Origin of the sequence: Nocardia sp. NPDC058058 (assembly GCF_042885355.1) — a bacterium.
Taxonomy (GTDB): Bacteria; Actinomycetota; Actinomycetes; order Mycobacteriales; family Mycobacteriaceae; genus Nocardia.
Genome location: NZ_JBHVSA010000006.1, coordinates 85,353 through 104,760, shown reverse-complemented (window position 1 = coordinate 104,760; position 19,408 = coordinate 85,353). Strand labels below are relative to the sequence as shown.

General features: G+C 67.3%; 21 protein-coding genes and 2 pseudogenes. 12 read left to right on the top strand and 11 right to left on the bottom strand.

Annotated features, from left to right (window positions below):
* Positions 1–17: 17 nt before the first annotated feature.
* Complete coding sequence (locus ACFVUS_RS41400; protein WP_309231616.1) at positions 18–440, top strand: holo-ACP synthase; 423 nt, start codon at positions 18–20, stop codon at positions 438–440.
* Here ACFVUS_RS41400 and ACFVUS_RS41395 read toward each other — a convergent pair.
* Positions 417–1,064, bottom strand: a complete 648-nt coding sequence (locus ACFVUS_RS41395; RefSeq protein WP_387780780.1) for a TetR family transcriptional regulator — start codon at positions 1,062–1,064, stop codon at positions 417–419. The two genes, ACFVUS_RS41400 and ACFVUS_RS41395, sit on opposite strands and share 24 nt — an antisense overlap.
* A 310-nt stretch (positions 1,065–1,374) precedes the next feature.
* Between ACFVUS_RS41395 and ACFVUS_RS41390 the strand changes: the two genes are divergently transcribed.
* Entirely contained in the window at positions 1,375–2,700 is a 1,326-nt protein-coding gene (locus ACFVUS_RS41390) for a hypothetical protein (protein ID WP_387780193.1), read from the top strand.
* Positions 2,701–2,797: 97 nt separating this feature from the next.
* Here ACFVUS_RS41390 and bcp read toward each other — a convergent pair whose 3' ends face one another.
* Positions 2,798–3,271 (bottom strand): thioredoxin-dependent thiol peroxidase, encoded by a 474-nt coding sequence (bcp, locus tag ACFVUS_RS41385; RefSeq protein ID WP_387780190.1) that lies wholly within the window; start codon positions 3,269–3,271, stop codon positions 2,798–2,800.
* 130 nt (positions 3,272–3,401) lie between these two features.
* On the opposite strand from bcp, the gene ACFVUS_RS41380 reads away from it, so the two are divergent.
* Complete coding sequence (locus ACFVUS_RS41380; protein ID WP_067574554.1) at positions 3,402–3,623, top strand: DUF3618 domain-containing protein; 222 nt, start codon at positions 3,402–3,404, stop codon at positions 3,621–3,623.
* 73 nt (positions 3,624–3,696) lie between these two features.
* On the opposite strand, the gene ACFVUS_RS41375 is transcribed toward ACFVUS_RS41380, so the two are convergent.
* Positions 3,697–3,999: an excalibur calcium-binding domain-containing protein gene (locus ACFVUS_RS41375; RefSeq protein ID WP_387780187.1), complete on the bottom strand. Its 303-nt coding sequence runs from the start codon at positions 3,997–3,999 to the stop codon at positions 3,697–3,699.
* 387 nt (positions 4,000–4,386) lie between these two features.
* Between ACFVUS_RS41375 and ACFVUS_RS41370 the strand changes: the two genes are divergently transcribed.
* A complete protein-coding gene (locus tag ACFVUS_RS41370) occupies positions 4,387–4,851 on the top strand; it encodes a MarR family winged helix-turn-helix transcriptional regulator (protein WP_387780184.1) in 465 nt (154 codons plus the stop codon).
* Between the two features lie 7 nt (positions 4,852–4,858).
* On the opposite strand, the gene ACFVUS_RS41365 is transcribed toward ACFVUS_RS41370, so the two are convergent.
* Together ACFVUS_RS41365 and ACFVUS_RS41360 are read right to left on the bottom strand one after the other, a co-directional pair.
* Positions 4,859–5,917, bottom strand: a complete 1,059-nt coding sequence (locus tag ACFVUS_RS41365; protein WP_387780181.1) for a crotonase/enoyl-CoA hydratase family protein — start codon at positions 5,915–5,917, stop codon at positions 4,859–4,861.
* A gap of 67 nt (positions 5,918–5,984) precedes the next feature.
* Entirely contained in the window at positions 5,985–6,302 is a 318-nt protein-coding gene (locus ACFVUS_RS41360; RefSeq protein WP_387780778.1) for a hypothetical protein, read from the bottom strand.
* 124 nt (positions 6,303–6,426) lie between these two features.
* On the opposite strand from ACFVUS_RS41360, the gene ACFVUS_RS41355 reads away from it, so the two are divergent.
* Entirely contained in the window at positions 6,427–7,275 is an 849-nt protein-coding gene (locus ACFVUS_RS41355) for a GNAT family N-acetyltransferase (RefSeq protein ID WP_387780178.1), read from the top strand.
* Here the strand turns inward: ACFVUS_RS41355 and ACFVUS_RS41350 are convergent, their stop codons facing one another.
* Both ACFVUS_RS41350 and ACFVUS_RS41345 read right to left on the bottom strand, forming a co-directional pair.
* Entirely contained in the window at positions 7,276–7,977 is a 702-nt protein-coding gene (locus ACFVUS_RS41350; RefSeq protein WP_387780175.1) for an APA family fibronectin-binding glycoprotein, read from the bottom strand.
* Between the two features lie 89 nt (positions 7,978–8,066).
* A complete protein-coding gene (locus ACFVUS_RS41345; protein WP_387780172.1) occupies positions 8,067–8,507 on the bottom strand; it encodes a MarR family winged helix-turn-helix transcriptional regulator in 441 nt (146 codons plus the stop codon).
* Between the two features lie 80 nt (positions 8,508–8,587).
* Between ACFVUS_RS41345 and ACFVUS_RS41340 the strand changes: the two genes are divergently transcribed.
* Entirely contained in the window at positions 8,588–8,959 is a 372-nt protein-coding gene (locus tag ACFVUS_RS41340) for a cupin domain-containing protein (protein ID WP_387780169.1), read from the top strand.
* A 54-nt stretch (positions 8,960–9,013) separates the two neighbouring features.
* On the opposite strand, the gene ACFVUS_RS41335 is transcribed toward ACFVUS_RS41340, so the two are convergent.
* Positions 9,014–10,234, bottom strand: coding sequence for an MFS transporter (locus ACFVUS_RS41335; protein ID WP_387780166.1), 1,221 nt, complete (start codon positions 10,232–10,234; stop codon positions 9,014–9,016).
* A 78-nt stretch (positions 10,235–10,312) separates the two neighbouring features.
* Positions 10,313–11,995 carry an ABC-F family ATP-binding cassette domain-containing protein gene (locus ACFVUS_RS41330; protein WP_387780163.1) on the bottom strand — a complete coding sequence of 561 codons (1,683 nt, stop codon included), beginning with the start codon at positions 11,993–11,995 and terminating at the stop codon, positions 10,313–10,315.
* Positions 11,996–12,089: 94 nt separating this feature from the next.
* Here ACFVUS_RS41330 and ACFVUS_RS41325 point away from each other — a divergent pair, with 94 nt between their 5' ends.
* From ACFVUS_RS41325 to ACFVUS_RS41315, 3 genes are all read left to right on the top strand, one after another.
* Positions 12,090–12,737: an NUDIX hydrolase gene (locus ACFVUS_RS41325; protein ID WP_387780160.1), complete on the top strand. Its 648-nt coding sequence runs from the start codon at positions 12,090–12,092 to the stop codon at positions 12,735–12,737.
* A gap of 81 nt (positions 12,738–12,818) precedes the next feature.
* Positions 12,819–13,187, top strand: a complete 369-nt coding sequence (locus ACFVUS_RS41320) for a hypothetical protein (RefSeq protein WP_387780157.1) — start codon at positions 12,819–12,821, stop codon at positions 13,185–13,187.
* 124 nt (positions 13,188–13,311) lie between these two features.
* Positions 13,312–13,503 (top strand): RGCVC family protein, encoded by a 192-nt coding sequence (locus tag ACFVUS_RS41315; RefSeq protein WP_387780776.1) that lies wholly within the window; start codon positions 13,312–13,314, stop codon positions 13,501–13,503.
* On the opposite strand, the pseudogene ACFVUS_RS41310 reads toward ACFVUS_RS41315, so the two are convergent.
* Positions 13,453–14,616, bottom strand: a pseudogene (locus tag ACFVUS_RS41310) (fatty acid desaturase family protein); the annotation flags it as partial. The gene ACFVUS_RS41315 and the pseudogene ACFVUS_RS41310 sit on opposite strands and share 51 nt — an antisense overlap.
* 57 nt (positions 14,617–14,673) lie before the next feature.
* Entirely contained in the window at positions 14,674–15,402 is a 729-nt protein-coding gene (locus ACFVUS_RS41305) for a TetR/AcrR family transcriptional regulator C-terminal domain-containing protein (protein ID WP_387780154.1), read from the bottom strand.
* Positions 15,403–15,672: 270 nt separating this feature from the next.
* On the opposite strand from ACFVUS_RS41305, the gene ACFVUS_RS41300 reads away from it, so the two are divergent.
* The 3 genes and pseudogenes from ACFVUS_RS41300 to ACFVUS_RS41290 all read left to right on the top strand — a co-directional run.
* The gene (locus ACFVUS_RS41300; protein ID WP_387780151.1) at positions 15,673–17,085 is read left to right on the top strand and encodes a glycosyl transferase; all 1,413 of its coding nucleotides are present in this window, start codon (positions 15,673–15,675) and stop codon (positions 17,083–17,085) included.
* A 169-nt stretch (positions 17,086–17,254) separates the two neighbouring features.
* On the top strand, positions 17,255–18,697 hold the full coding sequence (locus ACFVUS_RS41295) for an aldehyde dehydrogenase (RefSeq protein ID WP_387780148.1): 1,443 nt from the start codon (positions 17,255–17,257) through the stop codon (positions 18,695–18,697).
* Positions 18,698–18,990: 293 nt separating this feature from the next.
* Positions 18,991–19,404, top strand: a pseudogene (locus ACFVUS_RS41290) (ATP-binding cassette domain-containing protein); the annotation flags it as partial.
* Positions 19,405–19,408 lie beyond the last annotated feature (4 nt).

Below are 19,408 nucleotides of genomic sequence, written 5' to 3'. Positions count from 1 at the left end.
TCGAGGAGTCCCGCGCTGTGACAATCCTTGGCATCGGCCTGGATTTGGTTTGCATCTCCGAATTCGCCGAACAGCTGGAACGCACCGGCACCACCATGATCCGGGAGAGTTTCACCGCCGGCGAGCGGCGCTATTGCCAGAGCAAAGGCACCGACCCGGCCCGCAGCTACGCCGCCCGCTGGGCCGCGAAGGAAGCGGTCATCAAGGCGTGGGCGTCATCTCGCTTCGCGCGCAGTCCGCAGATCGGCGACAATCCCTACCCGTTGATCGAGGTGGTGAATGACGCCTGGGGCCGCCCCAGCATCAAATTGCACGGCCTCGCAGCGGAATTCCTGCCCCGGGTGCGAGTTCACCTCTCGCTCACGCACGATGGCGATACCGCCGCCGCCATGGTGGTGCTGGAGGATCCGGGCGAACTAGCCGACCTCATCCAGGGGTGAGGGTGTGCGCTGACCGCCGCTGCGGGATTCCTTCTCGGCGATCAGCAGATACGCGACCATGAGGCGCTTGAGCTCGGCGACGGCGTCCTCATGGCTGAGTCCGTCCTGCACCGAGAAATTCAGCATCGAATAGACCACGTGCACCAGCACCTGCGCCATCATCGAACGGCGGATGCGGGGGGTGCGCGGCATCAGCGAGCGCAGCATCTGCGCCACCGCCTCGGCGAATTCCTTCTCGTGGATCGCCCCCGTGGCCCGCGTCGACGGCGTCGACTGCATGGCCAGCCACACCTCGCGGCGGGACGGATCGGTCATCCACAACTCCGCCAGATGATCCACCAGCGAATTCATATGGCGTAGCCAGTCCATGGACGGGATCTCGCCGTGGAAGTCCTTGAGCTCCTGCGAAACCGCGACCAGATCCTGGCGATTCAGCTCGCAGACGATCACGTACTTGTTGGCGAAGAACTGGTAGAGGGTGCCGATGGGGACTTCCGCGCGGGCCGCGACTTCCTCACAGGTGAACGACTCGAAGCCGACCTCGACGAGTAATTCGCGAGAGGACTGCAGCAGCGCGTCGAACTTGCGTTTGCTCCGTTCCTGCGTCGGGCGGCGGCGGGGCATCAGCTCTTGTGGGTCGTCCTGCAACTCCAACGCGGGGTCGGGTCGTCGAGTCGACCTGGTTCCCGTGCGTGCTTCCACGTTCAACAGCCTAGAGGTAGCGACACTCCGATGACACGCTGCGGTAGTTCGTGTGTCCCTCTGTCGGTCCGGAAACTCACCAATCCGCAACCGGGAACGGCGACGAACATTCATCGCAGCTGCCTCCCGGCCGCGTGCTCACACACTCCTCGGGGGCTGAATCCGAACGCTGTTTTCGTCTCGAGAACCGTGTCCCGGCAAAGGGGACACGACGACGTTGGAAGGCTGATCTGTGGTTGCTTCTGCTGTTGTCCGATCCACGGTGACCATCGGTGTCGCCACCGAGCGCGGCACCGTGCGTGCGGTGGCCCTCGCCGACGACGGCGACAGGCTGCCGGAACGCGTGGTGATGGAACGCGTCGAGCGGATCACCGGCGACACGAAGGCCGATCTGGCCGCGGCGGTCGAGCTGGTGCTGGAGGAGATCGCGGGCAAGCTCAGCCCCGATCGCGATATCGTCGGCGCGGCCGTCGCCTACCGTGATGCCGCCGAGCGCCGGGCCATTGTCACCCGCCTGGCATCCGGGCCGTGGCATGAGGCCTCGCTGGTTTCCGCCAAGGCCGCGCACCTGTCCGTCGCCCGCGCCATGACCTGGGTCGATGAATTCGAGGATCTCGCCATCTGCGAGGTGGTGCCGGGTTCGCAGGCCTTCTCGCTCATCGATTCCGAGCGCAGCCGGGTGCTGGCCGCGGTCAGCCTGACCGGCGGCGCGACCAATGACGAGGCCATGAGCGCCGCCGTCACCGCCGCCTGGGATCAGTTCGACGCGGCCGGGGTGAAGCCGGACGCGGTGGTGCTGATCGGTTCCGCCGCAACCGAACCCGCCGTCGTCGCCGCGCTCGAAGCGGGCTTCGGCGCACCGGTGATCCCGTGCTCGGTGGCCGCGAACGCACCCGCCATCGGTGCGGCGCTGTCCGCCATGCCGGAGGCCGAATACGCGGGCGAGGCCGCCGAGCGGATTCGCCGGGCGCGCGGTACCGCCGCGCTGTTCGCGGCGGCCAGTGTGCTCGCCGGTGGTCTGGTCGCGGGTGGCGTGTACGCGGCGAGTAATAACTCCAAGTCGGTGCCCGAGCCCATGCTCACCGATGCCCGGGTGTCCGCCGACGCGCGCACCCAGGGCGTCGAGCATCCGATCGGTGAGCCGGGTATCGATACCGGTTCCGCCTCGCCGGTGGAGGGCGTGCCCGGCGATGCCCCGATGACGACCGAGGCCGCCGCGCCGCTGTCGGTCGAGCCCGCGCCGGAGCCGCCCGCGCCGGATGTGGTGACCATCGATCCGGCCACCCTGAATTGGGGCCCGAAGAATCCCGAAGCGAAGCAGATGCGGCCGTCCAAGCCGCTGCTGATGGCGCAGCCGGAGACCGAACCCGCTGCGCTGCAAGCGGATTCCATCATCCCCGCGCCGACGCATTCGGCCGCGCTCACCGATACCGGTCTCTTCGCCGGGGAGCAGGCGCCGCCCGCGCTGGATTCGCCGGAATTCGGGAAATGGTGGGATAACCACTTCCGCATGATGATGCAGTGGGCGGCAGCGCAATTGGTGCCGCGCGGGGTCTAGAGCTGGCCGCCGTCCCCCGCCGCCGCCTGCGCGGGGGACAGGTCCAGGTTCGAGTCCCGGCCCGTTGGGGGCCGGGGCTCTTCCTATTTTCCGGGCGCTATACCGACAGGTCGCGGCGCAGCTTCGCCACGTGTCCGGTGGCGCGCACGTTGTATTGCGCGACCTCGATCTTGCCGCTCTCGTCCACCAGGAAGGTGGAGCGAATAACGCCGGTGACGGTCTTGCCGTACATGGTCTTCTCGCCGAACGCCCCGTACGCCTGCAACGTGGCCTTATCCGGATCGGACAGCAGCGGGAAGGTGAGCCCCTCCGCATCGCGGAACTTCGCCAGCTTCGCGGGCTTATCGGGCGAAATCCCGATGACTTCCAATCCGGCCTCGTTCAATTCGGCCAGGCTGTCCCGGAAATCGCACGCCTGCTTGGTGCATCCGGGCGTACTCGCGGCCGGATAGAAATAGATGATCACCTTGCGTCCGCTGTAATCGCTCAGCGACACATCTTTGCCGTCGGCATCGGGAAGGGTGAAGGCGGGCGCGGCGTCGCCGGGACTGAGTCGATGGTTCTCGGTCATGCCGCAACCGTAGTAGAAGGGTCGGACGGCATGCGGGCGATACACTCCAGAGCAGGTCGGCAGCCCGGCGTGGCTTGCCGCCTCGAGACAACGGTGCCGCCGGTGCGCGGCTTTCAGACAGGAGTGTGACGTGGCGAGAGATACCGAGGCCATCGAGCGTGAGATCGAGGCCGCCCGGAGCAGGCTCGCGAACACCCTCGACGAACTCGCGGTGCGGGCCGATCCGCAGCGGTTGGCGGACAACACCAAGCAGGCGCTGGTCGCCAAGGTGAATGAGCCGAAGATCAAGTACAGCCTGATCGGCGCGGGCGTGGTCGTGGTCGGCCTGATCCTGATCAAGGTGTTCCGCTGACGCCGGCGAGTTGAGTTCGAACGAAAAAACACCCGGTGCGCTGGCACCGGGTGTTTCTCGTTATCGGGGCGAATCAGACCGTCGGGCAGGCCATTCCGTCGCCATCGGGGTCCAGGTGCGGGCCATAACCGGGCTCGCCGCGGAAGAGCGGAGCGTGCCCGGCGGCGCGGGCCTCATCGCAGTTCTTGTAAGCGCCACCGGCGGAACCGGTCTGCGCGAGATTGGCCGAGCCGGTCGCGCCGGAACCGGTGTCGATGGCGGAGGAGCCGGTACCGGAGGAACCGGTCGGCACGTCGGCGAGGGCAAGGGCGGAGGGGGCTGCAAGAATCGTCAGTCCCGCGGCGCTGGCGGTGACGAGAAGCCGGCGAACGTTCATGTATTCCTCAATGTCGGCGCAATAGGGTTGGCAGCGGCCCGATTCGGCGCGGATGCCACCGCCGCCGCGTGGGGTGCGACTCGGTGGCCGGTTCGGGTCCGGCGTCTACAGTTCCGGCGCAACGTTGCATTGTCAACCGGATGAGCTATTCATCCAGGTAAATGACTATGCGCCGGGTGTCTGCCGGGAGATGTTCTGCCAGAACATGTCCCATTCGTCCTACTCGGAAATCAACTACGCGCTCGTTGATCTCCGCCCTCGCATTACGACGAACGGACGGTACCGCACTCGGGTTCCCGAATCGCGCGGCACGTTCGGCAATAGCTGTTTCATAATGCGCGACGGCTGTTAGTGTCCATGTCAACCAAGAAGGGATACTATGTATTCATGACCCGCTGGTTGAGCGAAGAGGAACAGGCGACCTGGCAGTCCTATATCCGTATGCGACAGCGGCTGGACGCGGCCATCGCCGCCGGGCTTTCCCAGGACGGGCTGTCCACCTCGGATTATGAAGTGCTGGTCGCGCTGTCGGGGGCGGGCGGGCAACTGCGCGCCAAGGAATTGGGCGCGGAGATCTGCTGGGACAAGAGCAGACTGTCCAAGCATTTATCGCGGATGGCCGCGCGCGGCCTGGTCGATCGATGCCAGGCCGCCGATGACGCCCGCGGCCGCGAGGTCCGATTGACCGAACAGGGGCGGCGGGCGCTGGAAACCGCCGCACCCAATCACGTGGAATTGGTGCGGCAGTTGTTCATCGACGATATGGGTCCGGCCGAAGCCGCGGCGCTGCGCTCACTGTCCGAGCGGGTGGTGCTGCGCGCCGAGCGGACGGATGTGCCCGGAATCGGCTGACCCGGACCTATTTGGATTGGCCCTTCCAGTCACCGAAGGGTTCGTCGCGTTCGCGGACCGCTTCCCGGAAACCGGCGGTGGCGGCGCGCAATTGGAAGGCATAGCCCTCGCGGGTATGCCGGGAAACACCGTCGAATACGGTGCTGACCATGCCGGAATTCGCCACGCCCTGATTCAGCAGCGCGCTGTTGAGTGCCAGCTTGGCCATGATGAGCTGATTGATCGGCACCAGTGAAATGCGGTGCAGCAGTTCCTCGGTGCGCGCGTCGAGTTCGTCGGCGGGTGCGGATTCGACGGCCAGGCCCCATTCCTCGGCCTGTTTACCGGTGAGACTGTCACCGGTGAACAGCAGGCGTTTGGCGCGCTGATCGCCGATGCGATGCGCCCACATGCCCGCCGCCGGAATACCCCAGGTGCGGGTCGGCGGATAGCCGATGCGGGCATCGTCGGCGCAGATGATCTGATCGGCGTACAGCGCGATATCGGTGCCGCCCGCGATGGCGAAGCCGTGCACCTTGGCGACCGTCGGCTTATTGGCGTGCAGCAGGCTGGAGAAACCGCGGTTGAAGCGCGACATCATGGCGTAGTCGACCATGGGATCCCAAGTGCCCCAGGGATTGTGGTTGCTCGCCTGCACGACCGGATCGAGCACGGTGCCCTCGACGGGCTGTGCGCCCTCGGCGGGGGCGAAGCTGTTCTCGGCGAAGATCGACAGGTCGTAACCGCCGCAGAAGCCCTTACCGCGCCCGCTCACCACCATCACGTGCACGCGCGGATCCAGATCGGCGCGCTCCACGGCGGCCGCCAATTCGATCGGGGTGTCCGCGGTGATGGCATTGCCGTGCGCGGGGCGATTGAAGGTGATCCGCGCGATCCGCCCGGTGACCTCGTAAGTCAGTGTGTGGCCCGCGATTTCGCCTTCGGGCTGGGGACGGCCGGTGAACAGGGAGTCGTCACCGCCGGTCAGATCGTCGCGCCAGGCGGCGGGGCGGGTTCCGGCGTGCTCGGTGGTCGGCCCGGGGCGCTGCGCCGCGGGGCCGGGATGCTGCTCGTGATCGGGGGACACGCAAGCAGTGAACCCCCGTTCATTTCTTGCTGTCAAGAGTTGACAGGCGGCATTCGGTGCCGGGAGTTCAGGAGTGCCACGGGCGGACCGGGGGTTTCACCCACAGGATCTTCTCGTCGGTGTGGGCGCGCGCGGCGGCCGGATGATCCGGATGGCGCGCGGCCCAGGCGTCCTTGTCGGCCAGTAGCTGGGCCACGACCTGCCAGGTCTCGTCGGTGCTCGGGGGATTGGTGTCCGCGGCCCGGGCCAGCTTGCGCTGCTGGGCCTGGGGGAGTTCCAGCAACTCGGGTCCGGTGATACCGCGAGCCCAGATGTACGCCGCCAATCGCCGGGCCTTGTCCTCCCGGCTGCGGCTCGCATGATCAGAGTGCGCGTAGTCGGCCATATCGCAACTCCGCAGGTAGTCCACTATGTCGAGCCCGACCCTACCGCAGCGCGCCGACAGGCTTGCCCGGCGATCCGGCGCAACACCGGTGAGCCGCGGCCGGTGTGCGGTTACCGTGGATCGCATGCCGGATGCCGCCGATCTCGTCATCGACCGCGCCACCCTCGCCGAATGGGCGACCGTCACGGACTGGGCCGACGGGGAGGGCTGGAATCCGGGCCTACGCGACGGCGTGCCGTTCTTCGCGCAGGATCGCGACGGATTCTTCCTCGGGCGGCTGGACGGCGAACCCGTCAGCGCGGTCTCGGTTGTCAACTACGGCAATGAATTCGCGTTTCTGGGGTTCTACCTCGTCCGGCCGGATATGCGGGGCGCAGGGTTCGGTCTGGCCACCTGGAAGGCGGGGCTGGCGCACGCGGGGGAGCGGGTGATCGGACTGGACGGGGTGCCCGATCAGCAGGACAACTATCGGCGCAGCGGTTTCGAACTCGCCTATCGCACTGCGCGTTTCACCGGGAGCCCGGCATTGCCCGCACCGGATTCGAGTGTGCGGGTGCTCGCCGAGCGCGATGTGCCGGAACTGCGCGATTACGATTCCGCCTGTCTCCCAGCCGATCGCCCGGAATTTCTCACCGCCTGGCTGAGCAATCCCGGCCATCGCACGGTGGTGCGGATCGTCGACGGCGTCCTCACCGGATACGGAACCATCCGTCCCGCACGGGATTCGCACCGCGTGGGCCCGCTGTTCGCCGATACCGAGGCCGACGCCCGGCAGTTGCTGGCCGCGTTGGCGGTCGAGGCGCGGGGTGGGCCGGTGGCGATCGACGTCCCGCTGCACAACGCGGGCGCGGTTCGCCTGGCCGAGGAGGCGGGCCTGAAGCCGAGTTTCGAGACCGCCCGCATGTACACCGGCGCACCCCGAACTCATTCCGGCGACAAGGTTTTCGGCGCCACCACGCTCGAACTGGGCTGATTACAGGGGCCGCAGGGATGCGGCCAGCCGCTGCGCGGCGGTGCGATCGACGGGCGCTTTCGCACTGCCGAGCCAGCAGACCCACCACCGCCGGGTATCGGACTGCACCACCGCGGCGTACACCTCGGCGTTCGGGGTGCCCGGATCATTGAAGTCCACCCGGTAGAAGCACGACCTACCGGTCACCTCACGGCCTTTGACGTCCAGCACTTCCTTGTCGACGCGGGTGCCGCTGTCCGGGAAGAAGAACTCGCCCATCCCCGATCCCAGCGAGCAGGCGGCCTTGGTGTCATCGGGTTCGGCTGCGGCGAACAGGGATTCGTCGAGTTTGCCGAGCAGGATCATGCCGTCCCCGCCGCCCTGCTTCTCCAGCGCGGCCTGCCCGAAGATGAGATGATCATCGCCCTGCTGCGGCATCTGCTGCCAGCCGTCCGGCGCGACGAAACTCATGCCCGCCGCGCTGCTGCGGATCCGATCGGCCTCATCGTGCGTCCGGCGCACCTGATCGACCACCGAATAGCCGATCCCGGCCAGTGACGCCACCAATCCGAGCACGCACAGCGCGATCACCCACCGGGCGGTGCGTGCGGAAACCGGCGGTTCGGCTTCGTCGGGTTCCGGCATGGTCGCGGTTGGTGGCCCGGCGGCCGGTTGTTGCTCCCACGGGGTGGGTTCCGGCGGCCACGGTTGGTTCGGCTCCACCCCGCGACGCTAACAACAGCGCTGGTCAGGGCCTATGCGGCGGGTGACGCGGCGCGCCGGACGGGTTTATCACGATCGGGCCACCCGGGTCACCAGGCCGAGGGTCGCACCCGGCCCGGCGTCACCACGTGGGCGAGCATATTGCGCAATTCGACGGTCGCGCCCGGTCCGAGCGCCCGCGCCCAGCGCTCGGTGAACCGGGCGGCGGCGGCATCGGCCGCGCGCGTGCAGGCCCAGCCTCGTTCGGTCAGCGTGATCAGTTTCGCCCGCGCGTCGGAGGGATGCGGATTGCGTTCGGCGTAGCCCTTTTTCACCAGCTCCTCGACCAGCTGGCTGGCCGCCTGTTTGGTCACCCCGAGATGGTCGGCCAGCTCACCGACCGTCGCGCCGTGGGGCGCCATCCGCACGAACGCGAATCCGTGCGTGGGCCGGATATCGGTGAACCCGGCGGCGACGGTCCCGTCGTGAACGGCATCGGTGACCTCGGCCGCGGCCGCGAGCAACAGCATCGGCAAATCCTGAGCGGGCATGAGTGCATCTTGGCACTTGACAAGAAAGTCAACAAGCTTGACTATATAGACAAGTTGCTTGACCAAAAAGGAGTAGTCAGATGCCAGTCGTCCGCACCGCCGACATTCAGCCCCACCGGATGCACGGCTCCACCTTCACCCCGCTGATCCGCCCTGCCGCCGGCAGCGCCGAACTCTGCGTCTGGCGTCTGGAGGTGGGCCCCGCCACCACCGGCGTCAGCCACCGCATTCACCGCGAGGAGGCCTTCGTCCTGCTCTCCGGCTCCATCTCCCTCACCATCGAAGGCGAATCCCACACCCTCGCCCCCGGCGACGCCGCCGTGGCCCCCGCCGGCTCCACCATCAGCCTCACCACCACCGACCTCCCCGCCACCGTAATGGTCACCGCCCCGGTCGGTTTCACCGGCGAACTCCCCGACGGCACCATCGTCAACCCACCCTGGGTCAACTGATCGCGCCGTCGAGCGGGGAGTCGCCGGCCCGGCCGCGAGTGCGGCCGACCCGAACTACCGATCCGTGCTCGGATTCGCGATTCGCGGGGCAGGGAAGCCGTGTGCTCGCGCCGAGAAGACCACGGCGGCAACGGGTGCCAGCAGTACCAGCACCGCCCACGGGAGGGCGGCGGCGGAGCGGTCGAGCAGCAGTCCGCCGATGACACCGCCCAGGGCCATGGCCACATTCCAGAGGGTGACCAGCATGGCCTGGGCCGAATCGGCGGCGGGGCCGCCGGCGTCGGCGGCAGCGGTTTGCAACAGGGTGGGGAGACCGCCCCAGCCCAGGCCCCAGAGCGCGGCGGCCGCGTAGACGAGGGCGGGGTAATCGGCCAGTGCGGCAAGGGTTCCCGCCGCGAGGGCGACCAGCAGCACGCTCGCGATGGTCAGGATGCGCAGGCGGCGATCGATGTGTGCGCCGACGAACCAGATGCTCGCCAGCGAGGCCGCGCCGAACACCAGCAGCACCGTGCCGGTGGCGTTCGCCATGCCCGCGTGATCCAGGAACGCCGCGATGTACGTGTACAGAATCGTGTGCGCCAGTACGAAAGTCAGGGTCACGAACAGTACGGGGACAACGCCGGGGACGGTCAGGGCGCGGGTCATCGGCGGACGCTCGCCGGACGGCTGGCCGGGCTGATCGGGCACGCCGAAGCCGATCCACGCGAGCAGTATGAGGGTGAGGCCGGTCATGATCAGGAACGCCACCCGCCAGCCGACCGCCTGCCCGATGAACGTGCCCGCGGGCACGCCCAGCGAGAGCGCGACCGGGATTCCCGCCATCGCGATGGCAACCGCTTTGCCCTGCAGGTGATCCGGAGCCAGTCGGCGCGCGTATCCGGCCAGCAGCGCCCAGGCCAGTCCGGCCGCCACCCCGGCCAGGAAGCGGGCGGTCATGGTCACGCTGTAGTTCGAGGACAGTGCCGTGACAGTGTTGGCGGCCGCGAAGCCCGTCATCGCGGTCAGCAGCAGCCGTTTACGGCTCCAGCCCGCCGTCGCGGCGGTCAGCGGAATCGCGGTGAGCGCGGTGCCCAGGGCGTAGATGGTCACCGACTGCCCCGCCGCGGACTCGCTGACCCCGAGATCCGTACTCAGCGCGGGCAATACGCCTGCCGGTAGCGTTTCGGTGAGGCTGGTGATGAAGACCGCCTGCGCCAAGGCCAGCAGTGCGACCGTATTCAGTGTTGTGGCCCGTGCGCCGGATGTGCTGAGCGGGACCGTTTTCGGTGTCGTCATGAACCGAATGCTCGAACCCTCACACGTATGTGAGGGTCAACCCGGAACGCTGTGAGCTACACCATATTCGCGTTGCGCCTACCGTGCGCGCTGTACGCGAGTCTCGTTCCAGACCGGTTCGGTGGACTCGTAAACGACTCCGTCGGAACCGAATACGAGGAACCGGTCGAATTCGCGGGCGAACCAGCGGTCGTGGGTGACCGTGATGACGGTGCCCGCGAATTCGTCGATGGCCTGTTCCAGGGCGTCGGCGGAGGCCAGGTCCAGGTTGTCGGTCGGCTCGTCCAGCAAAAGCATGGTGACGCCGGACAATTCGAGCAGCAGGATCTGCACGCGGGCCTGCTGGCCGCCGGACAGATTGTCGAAGAGGTTCTCGGCGGCGCGGGCCAGCCCGTAGCGATCGAGCACCCGGCTGGCGGCCTCGCGACCCATACCGTCGCGATGTTCGTCGCCGCTGTGCAGGATTTCGAGCAGGGTGCGGCCGGAAAGGTCGGGGCGGGAATGGGTTTGCGCGAAATATCCGGGACGCACCCGAGCGCCGAGCGCGGCGGAACCGGTGTGCGGCACCGGTGCGATCTCCCGATCGCTGACCGGGCGATGCTCGATATCGGGATCGGAGCCACCGGCGGCCAGCAGCCGCAGGAAATGTGATTTGCCGGATCCATTGGCGCCCAGCACCGCAACGCGGTCACCGAACCAGATCTCGGTGTCGAACGGCCGCATCAGCCCGGTCAGCTCCAGTTGTTCGCACACCAGCGCGCGCTTACCGGTCTGCCCACCGCGCAATCGCACCGAAATGCGCTGCCGGGTCGGGGTGGCTTCGGGCGGCCCGGCGGCCTCGAATTTGGCCAGCCGGGTCTGGGCGGCGTGATAGCGCGCCGCGATGCCGTCATTGAATTTCGCCTTTTCGCGCAGGCGCAACACCAGCGCGCGCAGTTTGGCGTTGTCCTCCTCCCAGCGGCGGCGCAGTTCCTCCAGGCGTGCCGTGCGGTCCTCGCGGGCCTGCTGGTAACCGGAGAAGCCGCCGCCGTGGATCCAGGCGGTCGCGCCGTTCACGCCGGGTTCCAGGGTGACGATGCGGGTGGCCGCGTTCGCGATCAGTTCCCGGTCGTGGCTGATGAACAGGACCGATTTGCTCGATTCGGCGATGGTGCGCTCGAGCCACTGCTTACCCGGGACGTCCAGATAGTTGTCGGGCTCGTCCAGCAGCAGCACCTCATCGGGACCGGCGAACAATGCCTCGAGGACCAGCCGCTTCTGTTCACCGCCGCTCAGGGTGCGCACCGAGCGCCATTTGGCGCGATCGAAATCGACGCCGAGAGCCGCCATGGTGACCTTGTCCCAGAACCCCTCGATCTCGTATCCGCCGACATCGCCCCACCCGGTGAGAGCGTGCGCGTACGCCAGTTGGGTTGCCTCGTCATCGGTTTCGATGAGCGCGTTCTCGGCGGCGTCGAGGGTGCGAGCGGCCGCGCCGACCGCGGGTTCGGCGACCGACAGCAGCAGATCGCGCACCGTCGATTCGTCATCGATCTGACCGATGAACTGCCGCATGATGCCCAGCGATCCGGACCGCGTCACCGCGCCCTCATCGGCGGTGAGATCCCCGGCGATGATCTTCATCAGGGTCGTCTTACCGGTGCCGTTGGGTCCGATGAGCGCGGCCTTCATACCGTCGCCGATGCGGAAGCTCACTCCGCTGAGCAGCTGCCGTCCGTCGGCGAGGAAGTACTCGATATCGGAAACGTTCACGTGGGCCACGAGGCATCAGGCAACACCGAACGCGCGGGTAAAGCAACCTGATTCCCGGACCGGCGCGTTGACGGCGGTCGGCGTGGCGAATTAGGTTCGGCGCATGCGGGTCGACGAGGACGGTAACCGATATCGCTGGCGTGAGGAGCCCGCCGACCGGCTGCGCGACGTGGTGGCCGCGGCATTGGGCGGATTTGCCCGCCGTACCGTGGAACTCGACGGCCGCAAGGCCGCGGCGGTGCTCATCGCGATTGCCGATCACGCTGGGGAACAAGGCATCTGGCTGACCGAACGATCGGCGGGACTGCGCGCCCACGCCGGGCAACTGGCATTGCCCGGCGGCAAACTCGATCCCGGCGAAGACGCGGAAACCGCGGCACTGCGCGAGCTGCACGAGGAACTCGGAATCGAGCTGCCCCGCTCCTCGGTACTGGGCCTGCTCGATGATTACCCGACCCGCTCCGGCTACGTGATGACCCCGGTCGTGGCATGGCTGGGCGACGGCCCCCACCCCATCCCCAACCCCGCCGAAGTGGCTGCGGTGCACTGGATTCCACTTCCGGATTTGGATGTCGAGCCGCGCTTCGCCCCCGTGCCGGGCTCCGACCGTCTCGCCATTCGGCTCCCGCTGCTCGGCGGCCACCTGCACGCGCCGACCGCCGCCATCCTGCATCAGTTCCGCGAGGTGGCCCTGCACCACCGTTCCACCCGTGTCGACCATATGGACCAGCCCCGCTTCGCCTGGGAGTGACCTGCGGCCGGTAACGGCCACGTCCGGGGTCACGACAGTCACAGGACCGCGTTTGAACGATCTCGACCGAGAGGGATTCGAATGAGGAAGTCGCTAGTCGTCACCACCCGAGTCATGACCACCGCGTTGATCGGTGTGGGTTTCGCGACCGCGATCGGCTCCGGTACCGCCCAGGCCGCACCGGAAGACTGCCAGATCACCAGGGATCTGACCGGCGCCACCGCGACCTGCCACGATGTGGATGCCCCCGCGGGTCGCGAATACGCCCTGATCGTCGATTGTTTCGGCCTGCACGGCATCCCGAACGCCTTTCCCCTGATGGCCGTCGGTCCCTACACCGGGTCGTGGAGCGGCTCATTCAGCCCGTCCGGTCAGGGCACGTCCTCCTGCCTGGGGCCGTGGAGCGTGGGCACCGCCACCGGTGCGCACGTCGCGATATACCGCGACTGACCGAGTCAGGTCGCACACCCGCGCTCATCGTGGCGGATCAACGCGCCCGGGGTTCCGTACCCGGGCGTGTAGCCTGGATGTCAGCGACGTATATCTACAGTGTAGATCTACGGAAGGGAGCGAAATGTCCTCGAACGAGAGCGCCACTTCCGCCGGCCCCGATTCGGCCGAATTCTCTTGTGCGGTATGCCCGCACGATCGGGAAACACACGGGCGGATCGGACTTCGGTTCTGCTCCGCGACGCAGGCCAGTGGGCTCGAGCGCGCGTGCGCCTGTGCTCGCCCGGCCGATCACCGGGATACCTATTACCGATAGCAAGCGCGACCAAGGCGAGGGCGATGCGGGCGCGTCGCCCGCCGGGGCCCGGTCGGGCAGCGCGAGCGCGTTGATGAGACGCCAGGTCTGAAAGTATTGGCGCGGTAGGGAACCCGTGGTGTACGGGATGGCGTACTTGTCGCACAGCGCCCGCACCCGCACCGCGATTTCGGCATAGCGATTGCTGGGCAGATCCGGGAACAGGTGATGCTCGATCTGGTAGCAGAGGTTGCCGCTGAGGAACGCCAGTATCGGCCCCGCGTCGAAGTTCGCGCTCCCCAGCATCTGCCGGAGATACCAGTCCGCCGCGGTCTCGTGTTCCAGCGCCTCGGGGGTGAACTTCTCCGCGCCGTCGGGGAAGTGGCCGCAGAAGATCACCAGGTAGGCCCATAGATTGCGGGCGAGATTGGCGGTCAGGTTCGCCGCCAGCGTGCGGCGCCAGCGGCGTCCGCTCACGCTCGGCAGCAGGACGTAGTCCTTACCGGTCTGCCGGGCGACCTTGCGGATCAGCGCCCCGGTCTCGGCGCGTCGCGCGGCGGGGGTCTCGGCGCGGTCCTGTTCGGAGTAGAGATCGTGCAGGGCGATGCCCCACTCGAAAGTGGCTGCCAGGAAAAGGTTTTGCAGGGGTTGCAGCAGAAAGCGTGGCCGCCACGCCTGGTCGGGGCTCACCCGGATGACGCCGAAACCGATGTCATCGTCCATGCCGAGCACGTTGGTGTAGAAGTGATGGCGGAAGTTGTGCGAGTACCGCCACTGCGACGACAGTCCGGCCATATCCCATTCCCAAGTGCTGGAACGGATTTCGGGATCGTTCATCCAATCCCATTGGCCGTGGCCGACATTGTGGCCGATCTCCATGTTCTCGATGCTCTTGGCCGCCGCCAGCCCCGCGGTCCCGAGTATCCAGCCCAGTCTGCCCCGGCTACCGGCGATGGTCAGCCGGGAGGCGGCGTCGAGGGTGCGCTGAAAGGCGATGGTGCGCCGGATGTATCGCGCATCGCGGGTGCCGCGCCGCTGCTCGATATCACGCCGGATCTCATCGAGTTCGCGCCCGAGCGCCGCGATATCGGCCGGTCTCAAATGCGCGTAGGCGGCGACGTCGGTGATTGCCATTCTTCAGCGTAGGCCGTGAGACAGCGTACGTCTACAGCGTAGAGTTACGTCGTAGAATCAGTTCGGATTCGCACCGTGATCACGCGGAATGTGCGCGGCGAGGCCGGTCAGCAGGATGTCGAGACCGCGCTCGAGCTCGGCCGCGCCGTCGTACTCCGCCAGCGCCGGTGCGAGCCCGCGCAGCAGCGGGAACTCCGCGATGGGTAGCCGATACAGACCCAGCCGCAGTAGATCGTCGGTCTCGTCCGGGTTCTCGACGATCTCCTGGAGTTCGTTGAGCACATGCCCGTACAGGAAACCGAACACCGCTCGATAGATGTGCAGCGCGTCCGGGCCGGAGAATCCCGCATGTGTCAGCAGCGCCAGGATGTCCTCGAGCGGCCGCAGCACCGCCTGCGGCCGCAACCCCAGCGGCGTCGCCAGCGGCCGGGTAACCAGCAATGGCACCACGCGCGGATGATCCAGTGCGATCTTGCGGAAATCCCTTGCCACCGAACGTAATTGCCCCATCCAATCGGAATCCTTCGGATCCACCGACAGCTCCGCGAACACCACCTCGGCCACCCCGTCCAGCACCGCGGCCTTATTCGGCACATGCCGGTAGATCACCATCGGATCCCGGCGCACCGCCTCCGCGAGCCTGCGCATCGACAGCCCGTCCACCCCGTCCCGATCGACGATCCGCAGCGCCGCCGCCAATACCGCCGCCCGGGTGACCGGACCCTCTCCGGTGGGGCTGTCGCCGGTGGCGCCGGATCGGCCGCGGTTGGTCGACTTGCCTGCCATATCAGTGCCTCCTGCGTCGAATGTACTGAAAATCGTAGACCTACAGCGTTGACGTCAATGCCGGGCGCGCGGGACTCGACAGCGCGATAACGGCCCCGCCCGGATACCGTGAACGGCTGTTCGAATTTCGAAGGTTAGGGGAGTTTGCGCGTGGCACTGGGGTGGGTAACCGAACGGACCGATAGGGGCCGATCGGCGGGAGCGGTCAGGGAAGGGGATGCGCGGGGGGAGATTCCCGAGGGTGGTCGGCGTCGCGTATTCGCGCGGGGAATGCGTTCGGCACGAACCGATCTCATCGTTGCCGGGGGCTATCTGACGTTGGCGGTGCTGGTGCTCTCCGGGCTGTGGGCGCATCCGCGCAGCGGCTATCTGATCGAGAGCGAACAGGATCAAACCCTGTACGAGTGGTTCTTCGCGCTCACCGCGCACCAGGTCACGCATTTCGAGAGTCCGTTCAGCACCTCGCTGCAGAATTTCCCGGACGGCGTGAATCTGATGGCCAATACCCTGATGTACGGGTTCGGCGTGCCCTTCACCCCCGTCACCCTGCTGTTCGGGCCGACCGTCACCTTCGCGCTGGCACTCACGCTGGGGTTGTCCGGTACCGCGTTCGCCTGGTATCTGGTGTTCTCGCGTGAGCTGGTGACCTCCGAAATCGCTGCGGCCATTGCCGGTTTGTTCTGCGGGTTCGCGCCCGCCATGATCTCGCACACCAATGGTCACCCGAATTACGTTGTGCTGGTTTTGCTTCCGTTCATCGCACGGCGGGTCATCAAGATGGTCCGGCACGCCGAGGCCGGGCCGGAGGCGGGCACGGCGCGTGATTCCATCGCGCTGGGTCTGCTGGTCGCCATGCAGATCGCGCTGGGTGAAGAGCCGCTGCTGCTGTTCGCATTGGGCTTCGCGGTGTTCGGCCTGGCCTATCTGCGCACCCGGCGCGCCATCGTGCGCACACTGCGCGCCATCGCCCGGCCGGTGCTGCTCGCGGCGCTGATTACGTTGGCGCTCACCGGCCTGCCGCTGCCGTGGTTCGTATTCGGCTGGATCCCACCGCTTAACGGCATGATCGAATCCCGCTTGGCCATGGCGGCCATCCCCGCCATCGCGATCATCCTGGCTCTGGGCGCCCAGCGGGCGATCGACCACTGGCGCGCCACGACCGCGAAGTGGCGGCCCGTGGCCTGGTTCACCGCCCTGGCCTGCGCACTGCTACCCCTCACCCCGACCACACTGCCCGTCGTGGAACGCACCCCGACCCCCGCCTTCTTCGCCGATGGCACTGTGCGGCAGTACATCTCGGACGGCTCGGTGGTCATCGTCCCGCCCGCCGCCCCGAAGGACGCCATCGCCCTGCGCTGGCAACTCGACTCCGACTTCACCTTCCCCCTCGTAGGCGGTTACTACGTCGGCCCCGGTGCGGACGGATCCGCCCACTACGGCCCCATGACCCGTCCCACCGGCAACATGCTCACCCTCATCCGCATGTTCGGCGCCATCCCGGTAATCGACCAGCCTGCCCGCGACCAAGCCCTGGCGGATTTGCGCTTCTGGCATGCCGACGTGGTGGTCCTACCGCCCACCAGGCACGCCGATGCCCTGCGCCGAGCCGTGGACGAACTCCTGGGCGTGCCCGCCCGAGAGGTCGACGGCGTCTGGCTCTGGGACGTCCGCACCCTCGTCTAGCCACGATTCCGCGTCCCGGGCCGCTACCCCGTTCCCGATGTCCCCGCGCACTGCGTGCGCCTGCGTCGGGGATTACGTCATCTGACGCTCGCGGCCCGCGCGCGGGGGTACCTAGCGTCGGAGCCATGACGACGACCACATTCGAGATCGAGACGGCGGGAGAACGCGGGTGATCAGTTACGACCGGCTGTACATCGGCGGTGCTTGGACCGAACCCACGGAACCGGCGCTCGTCGAGATCCTTTCGCCGCACGATCGATCGCTCATCGGGGTGGCGGCGCAGGCGCAACCCGCGGATATCGACCGGGCGGTGGCGGCGGCGCATGCGAGCTTCGAAAGCCGGGTATGGCGCGATACCGCGCCCGCCGCGCGAATCGCGTTGCTGCGCGGGTTCAATGCGTTGCGCGCGGAGCAGGCCGATCGGATCGCCGAGCTCATCACCGCCGAAAACGGTTCTGCCGCATGGTTCACCAGGGCCGGGCAGGCCGGATTGACCCGGCAGGCGAACGCCTACCTCGTCGCCGCCGAGAATTTCGACTGGGAGCGCACACTGACGCCCTCGGACCCGGATGCCAAGGTGCGCAGCGTGGTTCGACGCGAACCGGTCGGCGTTGTGGCCGCGGTGATCCCGTGGAACTCGCCGTTCTCCGCCGCGACCGCGAAGATCCTGCCCGCCCTGCTCACCGGGAATTCGGTGGTGCTCAAGGCATCTCCGGAGAATTCGCTGAGCATGGGCCTGCTGGCCGAGCTCATCGACCGTATCGGCCTGCCGGACGGAGTGATCAGTATTGTGCCCGCGGAACGTGAGACGAGTGAATATCTGATCTCGCATCCGCTGGTGGACAAGATCGCGTTCACCGGTTCGACCGGGGCCGGCCGCCGCATCGCGGCCATCGCGGGGGAGCAGCTCAAACGGGTCAGCCTCGAACTGGGCGGCAAATCCGCGGCGGTGATCCTGCCCGACGCCGATCTGACCGCGGTGCTGCACGGCCTGAAGTTCGGTGCGCTGCTGAACAACGGCGAATCCTGCATCGCTCAGACCCGGATCCTGGCACCGCGCTCGCGCTACGCGGAGGTGGTCGCGGCGCTGGCCGCGCTGGTCGAGTCGCTGCCGGTCGGTGATCCGCGCGATCCGCACACCTTCATCGGGCCGATGGTGCGCGGGGATCAGCAGCAGCGCGTCCGCGACTATATCGAGCTGGGCATCGCCGAAGGCGCGCGCCTGGTCTGCGGCGGCTCACACCTGCCACCCGGCCTGCGGGACGGTTTCTACGTCACGCCAACGGTTTTCGCCGATGTGACACCGGATATGCGGATCGCGCGGGAGGAGATCTTCGGCCCGGTCCTGGTGGTCCTCGGCTACGACGATATCGACGACGCGGTCCGCATCGCGAACGATTCCGACTACGGCCTCTCCGGTGGCGTGTGGTCGGCGGACGAGGCCGCTGCCATCGCCGTCGCCCGGCGCATTCGCACCGGCACCGTCACCATCAACGGCGCGCCGGTCGGATTCGACGGCCCCTTCGGCGGTTTCAAGGCCAGCGGAATCGGCCGCGAATACGGTGTCGTCGGCCTGGGTCAATACACCGAATATCAGACGATCACCGTCTGATCCCGCTGCTAGGGTGGTCGCGTGCTCATCGAGGAAGTCGACAGAATCCAGCCGCCGGTCGAAGGCGGCGCTTGCCTCACGCATTCCGCTCGGCGCCCGTAATCGGTTACGGCTCCGAGACTTTCGCCTTCGTCCGGCTCTGCCACGCCCAAATCACCTGTGGCCGCTCACCATGAGCAGAAAAGAGTCGACGAATCATGTCCACATCCATATCCGCTGCCGTCACCCTGCGGAATCTGTCCTTCGAATGGCCCGACGGCACCCTCGCGCTGTCCGGGCTCAACGGCACGCTCGGCACCGGCCGCACCGGTCTGGTCGGCCGCAACGGCGCCGGTAAATCGACGTTGCTGCGGCTGATCGCCGGACTGCTGACCCCGACGTCCGGGCGCGTCGACACCGTCGGCGCGGTGGGTTATCTGCCGCAGACGCTCACCCTCGGCCACACCGCCACCGTCGCCCGATTACTCGGTATCGCGGACACCCTCGAAGCCCTGCGCGCGATCGAATCGGGCGATGCCGCGGACGAGCACTTCGAGACGATCGGCGACGACTGGGATATCGAGGCGCGCACCGATCAGGCGCTGCACGAAATAGGTTTCGGCGCTGCCGATCTGGACCGCCGGGTGGGGGAGCTCTCCGGCGGCGAAGCCGTACTGCTCGCGATCACCGGCCTGTGGATCCGGCGCACGCCGATCACCCTGCTCGATGAGC

What these genes read in the sequence shown, in the direction of transcription:
- ACFVUS_RS41355 (WP_387780178.1), top strand. Translation starts at nt 6,427, where the DNA reads ATGCCGGATGCCGCCGATCTCGTCATCGACCGCGCCACCCTCGCCGAA.
- ACFVUS_RS41370 (WP_387780184.1), top strand. Translation starts at nt 4,387, where the DNA reads ATGACCCGCTGGTTGAGCGAAGAGGAACAGGCGACCTGGCAGTCCTAT.
- ACFVUS_RS41395 (WP_387780780.1), bottom strand. Translation starts at nt 1,064, where the DNA reads ATGCCCCGCCGCCGCCCGACGCAGGAACGGAGCAAACGCAAGTTCGAC.
- ACFVUS_RS41335 (WP_387780166.1), bottom strand. Translation starts at nt 10,234, where the DNA reads ATGACGACACCGAAAACGGTCCCGCTCAGCACATCCGGCGCACGGGCC.
- ACFVUS_RS41375 (WP_387780187.1), bottom strand. Translation starts at nt 3,999, where the DNA reads ATGAACGTTCGCCGGCTTCTCGTCACCGCCAGCGCCGCGGGACTGACG.
- ACFVUS_RS41320 (WP_387780157.1), top strand. Translation starts at nt 12,819, where the DNA reads ATGAGGAAGTCGCTAGTCGTCACCACCCGAGTCATGACCACCGCGTTG.
- ACFVUS_RS41345 (WP_387780172.1), bottom strand. Translation starts at nt 8,507, where the DNA reads ATGCCCGCTCAGGATTTGCCGATGCTGTTGCTCGCGGCCGCGGCCGAG.
- ACFVUS_RS41340 (WP_387780169.1), top strand. Translation starts at nt 8,588, where the DNA reads ATGCCAGTCGTCCGCACCGCCGACATTCAGCCCCACCGGATGCACGGC.
- ACFVUS_RS41305 (WP_387780154.1), bottom strand. Translation starts at nt 15,402, where the DNA reads ATGGCAGGCAAGTCGACCAACCGCGGCCGATCCGGCGCCACCGGCGAC.
- ACFVUS_RS41300 (WP_387780151.1), top strand. Translation starts at nt 15,673, where the DNA reads ATGCGTTCGGCACGAACCGATCTCATCGTTGCCGGGGGCTATCTGACG.
- ACFVUS_RS41325 (WP_387780160.1), top strand. Translation starts at nt 12,090, where the DNA reads ATGCGGGTCGACGAGGACGGTAACCGATATCGCTGGCGTGAGGAGCCC.
- ACFVUS_RS41315 (WP_387780776.1), top strand. Translation starts at nt 13,312, where the DNA reads ATGTCCTCGAACGAGAGCGCCACTTCCGCCGGCCCCGATTCGGCCGAA.
- ACFVUS_RS41360 (WP_387780778.1), bottom strand. Translation starts at nt 6,302, where the DNA reads ATGGCCGACTACGCGCACTCTGATCATGCGAGCCGCAGCCGGGAGGAC.
- bcp (WP_387780190.1), bottom strand. Translation starts at nt 3,271, where the DNA reads ATGACCGAGAACCATCGACTCAGTCCCGGCGACGCCGCGCCCGCCTTC.